Annotated in this window: 14 protein-coding genes; 9 read left to right on the forward strand and 5 right to left on the reverse strand. The window is 44.2% G+C overall.

Annotation, left to right across the window (positions count from 1 at the left end):
- Positions 1-39: 39 nt before the first annotated feature.
- On the reverse strand, positions 40-1,533 hold the full coding sequence (locus C6344_RS15600) for a peptide MFS transporter (protein WP_060595527.1): 1,494 nt from the start codon (positions 1,531-1,533) through the stop codon (positions 40-42).
- 263 nt (positions 1,534-1,796) lie between these two features.
- Between C6344_RS15600 and C6344_RS15605 the strand changes: the two genes are divergently transcribed.
- From C6344_RS15605 to C6344_RS15640, 8 genes are all read left to right on the forward strand, one after another.
- A complete protein-coding gene (locus C6344_RS15605; RefSeq protein ID WP_066031332.1) occupies positions 1,797-3,581 on the forward strand; it encodes a right-handed parallel beta-helix repeat-containing protein in 1,785 nt (594 codons plus the stop codon).
- A gap of 200 nt (positions 3,582-3,781) precedes the next feature.
- Complete coding sequence (locus tag C6344_RS15610; RefSeq protein WP_060595529.1) at positions 3,782-5,107, forward strand: LLM class flavin-dependent oxidoreductase; 1,326 nt, start codon at positions 3,782-3,784, stop codon at positions 5,105-5,107.
- Positions 5,108-5,124: 17 nt separating this feature from the next.
- Positions 5,125-5,628: a GNAT family N-acetyltransferase gene (locus C6344_RS15615; RefSeq protein ID WP_106073079.1), complete on the forward strand. Its 504-nt coding sequence runs from the start codon at positions 5,125-5,127 to the stop codon at positions 5,626-5,628.
- A gap of 22 nt (positions 5,629-5,650) precedes the next feature.
- Positions 5,651-6,445 carry an amino acid ABC transporter substrate-binding protein gene (locus tag C6344_RS15620; RefSeq protein WP_060595531.1) on the forward strand — a complete coding sequence of 265 codons (795 nt, stop codon included), beginning with the start codon at positions 5,651-5,653 and terminating at the stop codon, positions 6,443-6,445.
- A gap of 24 nt (positions 6,446-6,469) precedes the next feature.
- Positions 6,470-7,144 carry an amino acid ABC transporter permease gene (locus C6344_RS15625; RefSeq protein WP_060595532.1) on the forward strand — a complete coding sequence of 225 codons (675 nt, stop codon included), beginning with the start codon at positions 6,470-6,472 and terminating at the stop codon, positions 7,142-7,144.
- A 12-nt stretch (positions 7,145-7,156) separates the two neighbouring features.
- Entirely contained in the window at positions 7,157-7,903 is a 747-nt protein-coding gene (locus tag C6344_RS15630) for an amino acid ABC transporter ATP-binding protein (protein ID WP_060595533.1), read from the forward strand.
- A 42-nt stretch (positions 7,904-7,945) separates the two neighbouring features.
- Complete coding sequence (locus C6344_RS15635) at positions 7,946-9,094, forward strand: amidohydrolase (RefSeq protein WP_189313040.1); 1,149 nt, start codon at positions 7,946-7,948, stop codon at positions 9,092-9,094.
- Positions 9,085-10,419: an MmgE/PrpD family protein gene (locus C6344_RS15640; RefSeq protein WP_106073080.1), complete on the forward strand. Its 1,335-nt coding sequence runs from the start codon at positions 9,085-9,087 to the stop codon at positions 10,417-10,419. Before C6344_RS15635 ends, C6344_RS15640 begins: the two co-directional genes overlap by 10 nt.
- A gap of 54 nt (positions 10,420-10,473) precedes the next feature.
- Here the strand turns inward: C6344_RS15640 and C6344_RS15645 are convergent, their stop codons facing one another.
- The 4 genes from C6344_RS15645 to C6344_RS15660 form a co-directional block, all read right to left on the reverse strand.
- Positions 10,474-11,319, reverse strand: coding sequence for a GAF domain-containing protein (locus tag C6344_RS15645; RefSeq protein WP_044140502.1), 846 nt, complete (start codon positions 11,317-11,319; stop codon positions 10,474-10,476).
- Positions 11,320-11,483: 164 nt separating this feature from the next.
- On the reverse strand, positions 11,484-12,860 hold the full coding sequence (locus C6344_RS15650; protein ID WP_066031327.1) for an aspartate kinase: 1,377 nt from the start codon (positions 12,858-12,860) through the stop codon (positions 11,484-11,486).
- 174 nt (positions 12,861-13,034) lie between these two features.
- The gene (locus C6344_RS15655; RefSeq protein WP_060595544.1) at positions 13,035-14,468 is read right to left on the reverse strand and encodes an MDR family MFS transporter; all 1,434 of its coding nucleotides are present in this window, start codon (positions 14,466-14,468) and stop codon (positions 13,035-13,037) included.
- A 16-nt stretch (positions 14,469-14,484) separates the two neighbouring features.
- Complete coding sequence (locus C6344_RS15660) at positions 14,485-15,351, reverse strand: TetR/AcrR family transcriptional regulator (RefSeq protein WP_066031326.1); 867 nt, start codon at positions 15,349-15,351, stop codon at positions 14,485-14,487.
- A 476-nt stretch (positions 15,352-15,827) separates the two neighbouring features.
- Between C6344_RS15660 and C6344_RS15670 the strand changes: the two genes are divergently transcribed.
- On the forward strand, positions 15,828-16,139 hold the full coding sequence (locus tag C6344_RS15670) for an ArsR/SmtB family transcription factor (protein WP_034664461.1): 312 nt from the start codon (positions 15,828-15,830) through the stop codon (positions 16,137-16,139).
- The last annotated feature ends 4 nt before the right edge of the window (positions 16,140-16,143 follow it).

The following is a 16,143-nucleotide window of genomic DNA, read 5'->3' on the forward strand; positions in this document are numbered from 1 at the left end:
AAAAAGAAGCCAACCCAATCGGGAGGCTTCTTTTTTCATTTAATGAATGCCTTTCATTGCTTTCTTGATCACTGGTGTTAAGAGCAGCATCACACCGCATAAAACGATGGCAAGCATTCCGATGATACCGAAATAGACGGTTTCTGGCACTTTATCAAACAGTTTGACCACTTGCGCATTGATCGCCTGTGCCATCGCATTTGAAAGGAACCAAAGGCTCATCGTTTGCGCTGAGAAGGCAGCAGGTGCAAGCTTTGTTGTTGCTGACAGCCCAACTGGTGATAAGCAGAGCTCTCCGATCACGACAAGGAAGAAGCTCAGAACGAGCCATAATGGGCTCACAAGTGTATTCGGACCAGACATGTAGGCAGGAATGATCATGATGATGAAGGATAATCCTGCAAATAGAAGGCCAAGTGAGAACTTAATCGGGGTAGACGGCTGTTTCTTTCCAAGTCTAATCCACAACCAAGCAAATACAGGAGACAGCAGCACAATAAAGATTGGGTTCAATGATTGGAACCACGAAGAGGCAAGTGTCATCCCTAGGAAATTCAAGTTTGTTCGTTGATCTGCATATGTGGCTAAAATGTTTGAGCCTTGTTCTTGAATTGCCCAGAACATCACCGCAGCAAGGAACAATGGAATATAAGCGAGAACCCTGGATTGCTCCACTGAGCTCGTCTTTTTACTGAAATACATGACGATGAAATACACAATCGGAATGAGCACACCAAGCACACTGACAAACCAAGTGAATAGATTAATCGTGAGTGCGCCTGTTTGAATGCCAATGACAACAAAAACAGCGAGCACAATGATGATCAATGTTCCGAAAATTTTGAAGTTCTTGCGTTCAGCAGCTGATAACGGATTTGTCACATAAGTGCCGGCAAGACCAAGGTTCGGTTTTTTCGTGATCACAAATGTAATAAGTCCAACAAGCATCCCAACGGCAGCAAGTGAGAATCCGAGGTGGAAGTTCACTTTTTGACCGAGTGTTCCGACAATTAATGGGGAAATAAATCCACCCATGTTGATGCCCATGTAGAAAATACTAAAGCCAGAATCCCTGCGAGGGTCCGTTTTGGTATACAGGTCGCCAACAATGTTTGAAACGTTCGGCTTCAAAAGGCCCGTCCCAATAATAATCAGTCCCATACTAATAAAGAGCGCTGTTGCTCCGCTTGGCAAAGCTAAAATGACATGTCCAAGCATAATGAAAACCCCGCCATAAAAGACCGTACTGGACGAACCGAATACTCGATCGGCGAGCCATCCTCCAATAATGCCTGACATATAGACAAGCGCACCGTAGACAGACATGATCGAATTGGCTGTCGTCTGATCAAAACCAAGACCGCCTTTTGTCACCTCTGTGTACATATAATAAATAAGCAGTGCACGCATGCCGTAATAAGAGAAACGCTCCCAAAATTCAGTGAAAAACAGTGTGTAAAGTCCTTTAGGATGTCCAAAAAACCCTTTTTGAGGAACACTTTTAACAATTTTATCGTGGTCAATTGTAGACATGGCATAGATCCTTTCTTAAAAAAAGAGATATGAGAAAAATGATATTCTTGTATAGTTCTTGTGTCAATATAAAACTATTCTAAAACAGGAAAATGTTAGTTCAATAGGCGTAAAGACTCAAAAAAATGAAACATTCTTTCAAGTGAGAATGGTCAGAAAGTTATATCGGAAGAATTTACTTAAAATTTGAAGAATTGTACAAGCAAACCTTTTACACATGCATAGGATGACAAGAGGACTTGTGTGAAAAGGAGGGATTTAGGTTGGGGGAATTGAATGAATCTGATCTAAAAAAACCTGTTGTCAATGTACAAGATTTTGGTGTGATTGCGGATGGGGAAACGGACTGTACAGCGAGGCTCAATGAATGCTTAGAATGGACGAAAGCACAGGGGTATTCCCACGTCTGGCTGCCGAGCGGCACGTATGTAATCGATGCAGTGTACAGAGGTGATCGATTTTTTCCTTTCCGAGGTGCAGGCATACGGGTGCCAAGTCATATGTACATTGAGATGGCGCCGGATGCCGTGATTAAGGTAAAACCAAATGATTCGTGGGGGTATGCGGCCTTTTATATAGGAAAGGTTCAGCATGTGACCATCAGGGGCGGGCGAATCGAAGGGGATCGTCATGAGCATGTGTACAAGTCGCTTCCCCCTGAACGAAAAACCCATGAGTGGGGCTTTGGGATATGTATTGAAGGGGCCTCCCATGTGGAAGTGAATCGTGTGCAAATCAAGAATTGTACGGGAGACGGCATCATTGTCAGTCCCCACGGTTTATTATCACAAGCTGAATCGTACTCGCCTGCTTCATCTATTCATATTTCTGGCTGCCACATCACAGATTCAAGACGAAACAATATCTCGATTACAGGCTGTGATGGGGTCATTGTGGAGGACTGTCTGCTGGAGAGAGCAGGAGTAAACGGAGTCGAGCCGAGAATGGGTATTGATATTGAAGGCTACGGAGAAAAAGCAGTTAATATGGAAGAACCGCTGAATATTCAAATTCGAAACAACATTGTAAGAGGTGGTGCTGCAAGTTCCATTTATAATTTCAACGGCTATGGTGTCATCATTGAAGGCAATCATACAGACAGCAGTATCTCCTATGGCTTTGCCACCGAAACAATCATTGCCAACAATTTGATCCGTGCAGTGGGAGGAGGCGTTACAAAAGCAGGAATTACGAGCTTAGGTGTCTCTCTTGGTCAAACGGAAAACAATGTGATCATTATTGGCAATATGATTGAGGGATTTGAAAAAGGGATTGATGTGAGGGGCGACAGCGTTCACATTACAGGAAATAAGATCAGTCTATTTGAAGATGCGGCTGTGTCCGTTTATATGGCGAATCGTATTCTAATAGAAGGAAATCATATTGAATCGGGGACGAATACAGGGCAAAGAAGCGCAGCGCTGCGTATCTATCAATCGGATAGCGTCGTCTTTTCAAACAATACAATCTACTCGGTGATCGATGGGGCGATGGTGAGAGGAACGAATATCCTGATCCAGCACAATCAATTCAAAGATTTCAGCAGAGGGATATGGGTGCAGGAAGGGGAAACTGGAATCAACGGCAACCACTTTATTCAAGAAGGACACCCAGAGCTTGCGTCTTCGTATACGATCAGTATCACTGGGAGTGCAAAGGCTTTCATCTGGCAGAATCGCTTTAAGCACTACCAAAATTACGCCTTATACAGCAGCACGACGGGTCCATTAGAAATTAAAGATAATTCCTTTGAAGAAACATCTTTATATGTGGTGATGTATATTAAAAATGGTTCACCGCAAATTGGAGATAACCGCTTTTATTTAAATCGTTCGTTCGGACAGCCGACGGCGATCTTTATCGATCAAGCCGCCTCAGCCCGTGTGCTGCGGAATAACATCATTAATTTATCTCCTCAAAAAGCGATTGCCGTCCGCACTATATCTTCCACTCATTCCGTGATCGCCCATAACATGCTGGAACGCAGTCAATTGGTGACACATACCACAGACCGGCTCATCGGAAATATTGAAATCGACACACCATGATGAACGGGTGAAATCCCTAATTTTGGAGGTTCAGAAGGCGGTTGACAATCCTGTAAAAAGGGCATATAGTAATAATTATTTTTCATTTTTCGCAACATTTGCCCTTTTTTTATTGATAAAACCGATTAATTCAATCAGAAAAATGTATCTTCTGAGGACTTCAGTTTGATACAGCAGGATATAGAAAGGATGAAGAACAAGTGTCACAGCCGAAAAGGAAGCTCAAGCTAGGCGTATTCATCGCAGGAACTGGACATCATGTTGCCTCTTGGAGACATCCGAACGCCGTATCAGATGCAGCCATGAACCTGGATTATTTTAAACAATTAGCGAAAAAAGCAGAGGAAGGAAAGTTGGATTTGCTCTTTTTAGCCGACAGCTTATCCATTAACCAAACCTCTCATCCGAATGTACTCACGAGATTTGAACCGCTCACCCTGCTTTCGTCCATTGCTGAGTCTACTTCATCAATTGGTTTAGCAGCAACAGCATCCACTACATACAGTGAGCCTTTCCATATTGCAAGACAGTTTGCCTCCCTTGACCATTTATCAGGCGGAAGAGCGGCATGGAATGTGGTCACATCTTCTATTGAAGAAACAGCGAAAAACTTTAGCGGAGAAGAGCATTTAGCACACCATAAACGGTATGAGCGAGCAGAAGAATTTGTCGAGGTCGTGAAAGGTCTTTGGGATTCTTGGGAGGAAGACGCCCTTGTCAGAAACAAGGCAACGGGAGAATTCTTTGAATCTAGTAAGCTTCATGAGCTCCAGCATAAAGGTGAGTTCTTCTCAGTACGGGGTCCTCTCAACGTATCACGCACGCCTCAAGGGCAGCCAGTGATCATTCAAGCAGGATCATCCGAAGATGGTCAAAAGCTTGCAGCGAAAACAGCTGAGCTCATTTTCACTGCACAAAACGATCTCGAAAAAGCGAAGGAATTTTATCAAAGCTTGAAGGAGAAAGTTGAGGCTGCTGGTCGTGCTAGAGAGGACGTCAGCATCATGCCGGGTATCTTCCCGATCATTGCTGATACAGAGGAAGAAGCCAAAGCAAAATATGAAGAATTACAGGAGCTGATTGTTCCTGAGATTGGGCTGAGCATTCTGCAAAACTACTTAGGTGGGATTGATCTGTCTCAGTATCCTTTAGACGGACCGCTTCCAGAGATTGATCCAAGCACGTCAAATGCGGTGAAAAGCCGCTTTGATCTTGTGATGAATATGGCGAGAAAGGATAACCTGACCATTCGCCAGCTCTATCAATCGGTTGCCGGCTCTCGTGGTCATAATATTTTCATTGGAACACCAGAGCAGCTAGCAGATGTGATGGAAACATGGATCAATGAAGAAGCAGCAGACGGCTTTAACGTCATGCCGCCGCTCTTGCCAGAAGGGCTGGATGTGTTCGTAGACCGCGTCGTCCCGATTCTTCAGGAACGTGGCTTATTCAAAACAGATTACACAGGACAAACCTTACGAGAAAATCTTGGGTTAAAACAGCCAAAAAATCGCTACACGACATAAGGGTGAGGTGACTAACGTTGGGATACACGTTTCGTCTGGCAACAGAAGCAGATATAGAGGCGCTGCTTGAACTGACAACAAGAGCCTATGAGCCAATTCGTGAGCTCGGCATCCAGTTTCAAGCAGCACATGCCGATTTCGCTCTCGTTCAGAAAAATGTACAAAAGAATCTTTGCTATGTGATGGAAGAAAACGGAGAACTTCTATCTACCTTGTCGCTTCGTATGCCTTGGGGAGAGCAGCCAGGACCGTTCGGCGTCCCTCACATTTGGTGGTTTGCTTCAGAGCCTTCCGCCAAAAAAGGGACAGGCTCTGTCTTGCTGGAATGGGTGGAAACTGAAGTGCTAAGGGATACCCTGAAGGTGCCATACGTATCTCTAGGTACAGCTGATAAGCATCCGTGGCTCTTGGACATGTATGAGCGCAAAGGCTACGTCAGAGCAGGAGAAAAGGATTTAGGCAAGGGTCACATCACGGTTTATTTTAAAAAACAACTAAGGTCAGATATGACACAATTATAAGAAGAAAGAAGGGTTTACGAACATGAAAAACAAAAAGTGGTTAGTCGTTCTATTTGCAGCAATGCTGGCAGTTTTAGCAGCTTGCGGCGGCAACAATCAGAGTGAAGGCAAAGACGAAAAAGTGTTAAAAGTAGGCGCCACAGGGCAAAGCTATCCGTTTGCTTATAAAGACAATGGCAAGCTTGTTGGCTTCGATGTCGAAGTAACTGAAGCCATCGCAAAAAAACTCGGCTACAAACTAGACTGGCAGCTGAGTGAATTCAGCGGACTGATGGGACAGCTGACATCTGGTAAGCTGGATACAGTGTCAAACCAAGTCGCAGTCACAAATGAGCGTAAACAAACGTTTAACTTTACAGATACGTACGCTTACGCAGGAACACAAATCATCGTGAAAAAGGACAACAACGACATCAAAGGTCTTGATGATTTAAAAGGAAAAACAGTGGCGGCGGTTCTTGGCTCTAACCACGCCAAAAACCTAGAGAGCAAAGACCCGGACAAAAAAATCAATATTAAAACATATGAAACGCAAGACGGTGTATTAAATGAAGTGGCAAATGGCCGAGTAGATGCTTATGTCAACGGACGCAGTGTATTACTTGCTCAAATTGAAAAAACAGGTCTGCCGCTCAAAATCGTTGGCAACCCAATTGTGTATGAAGAAGTAGGCTACCCATTTGCCAAAGATAAAAAGCATGACAAGCTAAGAGAAGAATTTAACAAAGCGATTAAAGAATTAAGAGAAGACGGGACACTGAAGAAATTGTCTGAGAAGTATTTCAAAGACGATGTCACGGTGCCAATTAAAAAATAACGACAGCGGCGGTGAAGAGCAGACATGAACAAAATTGATTGGCAGTATATGGTGACGGTTTTTCCGACATTGATTCAATACTTGCCGATAACGATCTTCATGGCGATTGTCTCCATGGTATTTGCCATTATCATTGGTGTGGTATTCGCTCTCATTACGAAAAACCGGATACCTGTTTTATACCAATTTGCCAAGCTGTATATTTCTTTTTTCAGAGCGGTTCCAACCTTGGTTCAGCTCTTTCTCATTTATTTTGGTCTTCCGCAGCTATTCCCTGCGATGACCTCAATGGATGCCCTAACAGCGGTCATTATCGGATTAAGTATTAAAAACTCAGCATACTTAGCAGAAATTTTCAGAGCGGCCCTCAATTCTGTAGATGAAGGGCAGCTAGAGGCATGTCTATCTGTCGGCATGACAAGATGGCAGTCTTACGTCAGAATTATTTTCCCGCAGGCAGTCAGAAATGCGATTCCAGCGACGGGGAATACCTTTATCGGTCTTTTAAAAGAAACATCTCTTGCCTTTACCATTGGGGTGGCAGAAATGTTTGCACAAGGGAAGATGATTGCGTCCGCGAACTATAAATACTTTGAAACCTATTTAGCCGTAGGGATTGTGTACTGGGTTATGACCATCATTTATAGCTTCCTTCAAGACCTATTTGAACGAAAAATCAGCAAACCTTACCGGAATTAAGGAGGTGTGGACATGATCAAGCTCACCAATTTGAAGAAATCATTCGGCGATCTTGTCGTCTTAGACGGAATCAATCTCGATGTGCAAAAAGGGCAGGTTGTGGCCATTATCGGACCTTCTGGCTCCGGTAAATCCACCTTGCTGCGCTGCTTAAATTTATTAGAAATACCAGATGAAGGCATGATTGAAATTGGCGATGCGAAGCTCGATGCGTCCAAGTATACACGTAAAGAAGCCCATCATCTGCGTCAACAAACGGCCATGGTGTTTCAAAACTATAATCTATTTAAAAACAAGACAGCACTGCAAAACATCACAGAATCACTGCTTGTGACGAAAAAAATGACGAAGCAGCAGGCAAATGAGATTGGGATGAAGCTGCTGAAGCAGGTAGGATTAGAGCAAAAGGCTGACAGCTATCCAGTCACGTTATCTGGCGGACAGCAGCAGCGAATCGGGATTGCCCGCGCATTAGCGGTTGATCCACATGCGATTTTACTCGATGAACCAACGTCAGCTCTTGATCCAGAGCTTGTCTCAGGTGTGCTTCAAGTGATTAAATCCATTGCAATCCAAGAAACAACGATGATCATCGTCACACATGAAATGGCGTTTGCAAGAGAAGTGGCAGACCATGTGATTTTCATGGCGGATGGTCATATTATTGAACAGGGCACACCAACTGAGCTATTTGATGAAACGAAGAATGAACGGACAAAACGATTTATCCAAAAAGAAGCAGCGGCTGAAGAAGCATAAGCTGCTTTTTAGTCTTTAGAGGGGTGAGTATTAGTGAAAACAATAGGAAAAGAAGCTTTAAACAAACGTTTAATTAACATTCGCCGAGCGCTTCATGAGCATCCAGAGCTGGCGTTTGAAGAATATGAAACGACAAAGAAACTGCGCGGCTGGTTAGAAGAAGAAGGGATCACCGTACTCGATTTTCCAGCTCTTCAAACAGGTGTTGTCTGTGAAATCAAAGGAGAACAAGAGGGACCAACGATTGCCCTGAGGGCTGATATTGATGCACTTCCAATTGAAGAAGCATCAGGCGAACCATTTTCCTCAAAGATACCGGGGAAAATGCATGCTTGCGGTCATGATTTCCATACAGCTTCTATCTTTGGAGCGGCTCTTTTATTAAAAGAGCGGAAACACGAGATGAAAGGAACGGTCCGCATTTTGTTCCAGCCGGCTGAGGAAGTCGCCCAAGGAGCGAAACATGTCATAGAGGCAGGCGTATTAGATGGAGTGGATGCGATTTTTGGTATGCACAACAAACCTGATCTGCCAGTAGGCACCATTGGTATTAGAGAAAAAGCATTAATGGCAAGTGTTGACCGGTTTGAAATCGATATTAAAGGGACGGGTGGCCATGCAGGTATTCCGAATCACACGGTGGACCCGATTGCCATCAGCGGGCAGATCACAAGTGCTCTTCAGCAAATCGTCAGCCGCCGCATCAGCTCCTTACATCATGCAGTAGTCAGTATCACACGCATTCAAGGCGGTACATCATGGAATGTGATTCCTGATCGTGTTGAGATGGAAGGAACCGTTCGGACGTTTGAGCCTGAAGTGAGAGCGATGATTCCAGAGCTTATGAAACAAATCGTGAGTGGGATTGCCGAAGGATTTGGGGCAAAAGGCGAAGTGAAATGGCATCCGTATTTGCCTTCTGTGTTGAATGACGAGCGTTTGACAAAGGTGGTCGAAGAAACGGCAGATGCGCTGGATCTCACAGTAGTTCAGGCAGAGCAGTCACCGGGCGGAGAAGATTTTGCCCTTTATCAAGAACGCATTCCAGGCTTTTTCGTATGGATGGGGACAAGCGGTACCGAGGAATGGCATCACCCTGCCTTTACATTAAATGAAAAAGCACTCCCTGTTGCCGCTGCCTTCTTTTCCGAGCTTGCCGTTCGGGCATTGGAGTCACGATCATGGAACTAACAAAACAATTGGCAGAGGCTGTACTGTCTGCTAATCCACTTCAAGATAAGCGGGCGGTAGAAATGGCTCGAAATGGTCTGTTAGATGCTGCTGCGGCGGCGCTTGCTGCGAAAGAGGATGAAGGAATTCAAAAGCTCATGGCGCTTGTGGAACAAGAAGGCGGAGCCGCTCAAATTCCTGTCATTGGACAAGGGAAGAAGGTCAGCCGTCAATCAGCAGCGATGCTGAACGGCTACCTGATCCATGCCCTTGATTATGATGATGTGCATTCAGACGTGAGAGGACACCCAAGTGCGGTTATCATTCCAGCATTGCTATCACAGCTATCAGACGGCAAAGGGTTTGGCGATCGATTTTTAGCTGCCTACATCACAGGTGTTGAAGTGATGGCAAGGCTTGGCGAATCCATCGGCAAGGCGCATTATGAGCGGGGCTGGCATAATACCGGAACCCTCGGAGCCATTGCAGCAGTATGTGCCATTGGGTATTTAAAACAAGTCTCACAGGAAGAGCTGGCGAAGGCAATCGGCTTTGCCGGAGCGCAATCAGCCGGAATGAGAAAGCAGTTTGGCTCTGATATGAAACCATTACAAGCCGGCTTAGCGGCTAAAACAGCCGTCTGGTCTATGGACTTAGCTTGTTCAGGTTTTGGCGGGAATGAATCGGTTCTTGATGGTACGCTTGGTTTCTTTTCTCTCTATGGAGATCAGGAGCGCGCGGAAAGTCGTTTACTAGAGGGATATGGTACAACGTGGCGTATTGTCTCGCCGGGGCTGTGGTTCAAAGTATACCCGTTCTGCTCAGCAGCGCATCATGCAGCAGATGCGATTCTGTCCTTAATGGAAGAGCATACTTTCTTTTCGGATCAGGTGAAACAAGTAGAGGTCATATTCCCGCCTGGCGGAGATGCAGCGCTTATTGAGCGGACACCTTTGACGGGCGAAGAAGGACGATTCAGTGTCGAATACGTCATCGCACTTGCCGTATTTGGACAGACGCTTACGCTGGATGCCTTTACGAAAAAAAACATTCCATCAGACATGCGCACATGGATGAAGCGGGTGAGCAGAGAATATGATCAAACGACAGAACCCCATCCAGAGGCTGTCCCAAAAGGTCGCTTTACGATTGTGAAGCTTACCTTATCTGATGGTACCATCATTAGCAAACGAGTCGATCTTCCGCGGGGCGCACCAGGCCATGCACTATCGAAAGAAGACATCATGCAAAAATTAAACAGTATCACAGACACATCGCATGCACAGCAGATTTTACAAGTTATTGAAGACGGAAACGATTCTTCTTATTTGCAGCTGCTGGCATGATTTAAAAAGAAGAAAAGGGCTAAAATTTATTTAGCCCTTTTTGTGTCTCATTCCTTATTCCATTTTAGTAAACGTCAAACCAATATGAGCAAGTGCCTGCGGCAAGTCTTTCCGGATGGTGATGTCTTTAAATGAAATATTCGATTGAATCGCACTTAGAGCAAGATCTTGTTTAATCCCTGTTAAAACAGCCGAAATCCCTAAAAGTCTCAGCGTTTGTGCATAGCTGACCAGATATTGAATGCTCTGTTCATTCAGGCGTTTTGTTCCCGATACATCAATGACCAAATGAGAGAGCGACAGTCTGTAACTTTCCTGTAAAATGGTTTCTAAAATATGCTGAGCACGTGTCTCTTCGATATCACCTAGGAGAGGAAGCACGGCGACACCGTCAACAACTGGGACGATCGGTACAGATAATTGCTGAATCTGCCGGTTGGCACGGTCTAGTTCCAGGACGTAGCTTAATAGAGAAGCCATCGTTTCAAACATATGCACATGCTCTTCTGTGAATTGCTGTGGTCTTAGATCAAGCCCGCAAATCGTTCCGTAGTTTGTGCCATCTGTAAAATTAATCGGCACTCCGATGAATGATCCGCCTTGAAGACGTTTCGTGACTTCTAAGTATTTAGAACGATCATCCAATGATATATCAGGAATCACAAGCGTATCCTGATGATCGACCGCCAGTTTGCAAAATGTCTTCTCGTAAGGAATTTCTTCTCCTTCTTCAAGAAGCTGCTCATCATGATTCAGCACCTTTACAATCTGATTGGTGGTTTGATCGTTTTTAGCAATAAACAGTGTATTTACATCAGTGAATTGACTCATCATATTTAAAATACTCGTAGAAGCATCATGAAAATTGCGAAACTGTTTTAATAGTTGTTGACGAGGCATTGTTTTAGGACTCCTTGTAGCTCCGATCATAGGCCGGAACAATAGTTGGTTTGTCTCTATCATACAAAATCAAACGAGAAATAGATATATTTTAATGCGCAAATCCATGTGAATCTGGCGAGAACAAAAAGGACTGCCGATCCTGAGATCTGGCAGTCTGCTGGTTAAAGGGAGACAGGGACGGTAGACATAGAGAAAAATTCTTCATACAACGCTTGAACGGCTTCTTTTTCTTGAGCCGCTTTGACGCCAAACATCATGCTGACCTCTGAAGAGCCTTGATTGATCATTTCAATATTGACCTTCGCTTTTGACAGCGCCTCTGCTGCTCTTGCTGTGGTGCCAACATTGTGACGCATCGCTTCTCCTACAACCATAATGAGTGAGAGATTCGGCTCTAAAACGACCTCATCTGCATCAAGCACAAGCTTCAAGCGGTCGAGCAGCTCTTGTTCAATATGCTGCTCCTCCAGCTGATCCTGTCTTAAAATAATGTTCATATCGTCAATGCCAGAAGGAACGTGCTCATACGTAAGCCCATATTCCTCTAACGTTTGCAGCACCTTACGTCCAAAACCGACTTCTCTGTTCATCAAATACTTGCTAATATAAATGCTGCAAAAACCGCTGTCTGAGGCGATTCCGACAACTGGTCCATTTGTATGATCTCGCTGGTTCACAATTTTTGTGCCTTTTGCTGAGGGATTATTGGTGTTTTTAATTTGCACAGGAATGCCTGCACGGAAGGCTGGAATGAGTGCTTCATCGTGGAACACAGAAAAACCAGCATAGGATAGCTCGCGCATTTCCCGATAAGTCAGCTCTGTAATTTCCTTCGGCTCATGAACGATCGTCGGATTGACAGCGTAGACAGCATCCACATCTGTAAAGTTTTCATACACATCTGCTTTCAAACCGTTTGCCAAAATGGAACCGGTAATATCGGAGCCGCTGCGAGAAAAGGTGACGATGTCCCCCGATAGACTAAAGCCAAAAAAGCCAGGGAAGATGATGATGCCAGAGCGCTCTCTTAATTTGTACAAATGATCATATGACTCTGGAAGGACTTGCGCTTGACCAGGCTCATCGCTCACAAATAAACCAGCTTCCTTTGGGTTCACATAGTGAGCTTCGACACCTTGATAGCGGAAATAGGCGGCAATGAGTTTTGCGTTATTGTCTTCACCGCTTGCTTTGATGGCATCAAGATATCGCTCAGGGTGAGACGTATCTGCCTGTAAGAGGGCATCTAGATCTTGCCGAATGGTGTCAATCACGTCATGACTTAACCCGAGTTCATCCGCAATCGAGGCATACCGTTCGATGACGGCTTTCTGTAAATCCTCTGCTTCCCCTAAACGTAAATATTGCTTACCACAGCTAATTAATAGATCGGTGACCTTCGTATCCGTTGAATGCCGTTTTCCTGGTGCGGAAACAACGACTGCTTTTCGAGCTGGATCTGCTGTTACAATGTCAAATACCTTTTGCAGCTGCTTGCCAGATGCAAGTGAACTGCCACCAAATTTAACGACCTTCAATGCATACATCTCCTATAGTAAAAATTTTCTCACAAATTGAATAGTTCCTATTATCAACTCTTTTCTTCAAATTATCAAGGTTTTTCTTCACTGTAAATACAAATGTCCTTTTGGAGAGGACGATATAATGTGAATATATGAAAAAAGAGCCGGCCATATGCCGAGCTCTTTTTCTTATGAAGAAGATGAGGAGGAAGATAGCTCCTGCTTCATCACTTTATTATCGCGTTTTTCCTTTAAGAAAAAGGAGAGGACGAGTCCAAGGACCGCAATCAAACCAGACACGATAAACGACGTGTTCATGCCGTGAACGGCTGATTTTAATGGGCTGGCTAATTCTGCATTTGCAGCAGAGCTGCTCATGATGGAGACAAGCACAGCCGTCCCAATGGAGCCGCCCATTTGTCTCATCGTGTTATTCATCGCTGTCCCATGCGGGATCAAATGAGGCGGTAAAGAGTTAATACCTGCGGTTGTCAGCGGCATCATGATCATCCCAACCCCGATTAAGCGAAGCGTGTAGGCGACCGTAATGAGGGCGATGGATGAATCAAGGGTGAGCAGCATAAATGGCAAGGTCGTAACGGTAAGTATCGTAAACCCGCCTAATGCCAGCCCTTTTCCACCGACTTTATCAAAAATTCGTCCAATAATTGGTGAGAGGAGCCCCATAAAGAGAGCACCAGGCAATAAGATCAGTCCTGTATCAAGAGCAGACAATCCTCTGACATTTTGCGTATAGAGCGGCAGAATCGTCTCTGTCCCAATCAATAAAGCAAAGACAAGCATCCCAAGAAAGGTCGTTAAGCTAAAGATTGCAAACTTAAAGACACCAAATTCAAGCATCGGTCTTGTCAAATTCGACTGGCGCAGAATAAAGAAGAACAAGCTCACAGCGCCGACAATCAGCGAAATGAGGACAGTCGCACTCGTCCAGCCATATGTTCCGACACTAGAAAATCCGTAAAGCAGTCCGCCGAAACCGAAGGACGACAAGATGACAGATAAAACATCAATTCGTGTCTCTCTTTGTTGCGTTACATTTTTCATTAAGAAGAAAGCAAGAATGAGATCAATGATACCGATTGGCAGTACAATATAGAACAAGAACTTCCAGCTGAAGGAATCGACAATCCAGCCGCCAAGTGTCGGTCCAAGAGCTGGTGCAAACGAAATGACAAGTCCGACCATACCCATTGCCTGACCACGTTTTTCTTTCGGGAAAATGGTTAAAAAGATCGTTTGCATCAGCGGCATTAAAATTCCTGCGCCGGCTGCCTGCACAATACGCGCTGCAAGTAATACAGGGAAATTCGTTGCAAACGCGGCAAGAATTGTACCGGCTGTAAAGATGCTAAGCGCCGTTAAAACTAAAGAACGGCTTGAAAATTTCTCGATTAAGAAAGCCGTGATCGGGATGAGAATCCCGTTTGTCAGCATAAAGGCTGTGGTGAGCCACTGTCCCTTGCTGACATCAATATTGAATTCCTCCATGATATGTGGGATCGCTGGAATGAGCAGTGTTTGGTTTAAAATTGCGACGAATGCCCCAACGAGGAAAATCCCCACAATCACAGATCGATTATACGATGTTGTTGATTGGTTCATGTTATCCCTTCTTTATCTATAGAATGATGCTTTTCAGCTGTGACACGTTTTGTGATAAAACGCTGTTTTTACCTAAATAATCGAGCAATGAGCTGATTAAAAAGGTTCTCGGTTGGTCCTTTGATAATTCTTGACTCAGCAGCTCAAACGCAGAGAGGAGATCGTCCTTTTCTTCTCCGTTTGGCAGTGCGTGAAGCTCTTGTTTGATCTTCGTTAAGGACGAGATGACAAGCTTTTCTTCATCATATTCGTCCTGTGAAGAAAGCAAATAAGAGTCCATCAGCTGATCTGTTAACACAGGCTCAATGGAACAAGGCTTTTTCGACACACGGTCCATCACGCCAATAATCATTTCGGCGGCATTTTCTAATTGGATGTTCTTATGCTCAATCGCCAGCATTAAGATGAATTCTCTCATTAATCCGTTGAGGACGATCACAAGATCCCAGACATAAGGAGCGACAGATTCACCATATGTGCTTAAAATAATGTCTCTGTGCCGCTGCATGATAATGGAGCGTGTCTCGCGTAAATGTTTAATGACAATGGGCGAATGCTGCGAAAAAGCTTCAAAGGACAGCATATTCAAAAATTTATGATTCTCTTTAAACTCTTCAAGCTCAAGTTTGATCTTCTTTGTGAATTTTTCCTTTTTGGACAGCGTCGTTTCTGAATGAATGATCTGAGAAATCTCTCTCATTTTGCACTGATTGTATTTAATCAGTTCTAATAGAAGAGCTTCCTTTGAATCAAACAGTTTATAAATAGACGCTTTTGATATTTTACAGGCATCGGCAATTGACTGCATGGAGACACTCATATAGCCTTTTTGAGAAAACAATTTCTTTGAAACCCGCAAAATCTCTTCTTGCTTTTCGTTCATCTACATAAGTCCTTTCCGAATCGGCAAAACCATATGGTCACAATGGAAACCGAGTGGTCACTTTTGCAATGATAACAAAACCAATGACCTATGACAAGAAAAGAAACTTAAAAAACACCTATCTTATGACAGGTATTTTATCCTTCCGCATGTGCGGCATATATGATGATCTGTCCGTTAAATTCGGCGATCAAAAGGTCTTTTCGCTCCTTTACAGAGTAAATCGCTGTCCCTTTTTCAACTGGGAAGCTGTGCCGTGATCAAAATGTTCGGCAGCTGTTTTCTGAATGATACCTACTTGCTGATGTTTTGTGACGGTTAGTTGATGGGTCAAATCTACATTTGTTTGATAGACAGTTCCTTCCCTTCAAGACAGCTTTTATATAGTCATAGTCGTTTCCAAAGGATGTATCGTTACTTTGTATGAGGCGAGTCATGAGATTGTATGTTGGCACAAAATACGATACATTTATCGTATGAATAATCCAATCCATCCAACTCAAGAAGACATAAGACTGATTTCTGTGCTGCACGCATTGGCTGATCCAATCCGGTTAGAAATTGTCCGCTGCTTAGCAGAAGCGGGCGAGAGGACATGCGGTACGTATGAGATGAATATTGCCAAATCTACGCTTTCTCATCACTTCAAAGTGCTGAGGGAGGCAGGCGTCGTGAAAGTGAGAATTGACGGTAAACACCGCTACTATTCTTTAAGAAAAGAAGACATCGAGACCGCTTTTCCTGGACTCGTGTCATCCATTTTAGCCGTAGATAAAGAGCGGTGGTAAGCCA

This window comes from Bacillus sp. GBSW19 (genome assembly GCF_002998655.1).
Taxonomy (GTDB): domain Bacteria; phylum Bacillota; class Bacilli; order Bacillales; family Bacillaceae; genus Bacillus.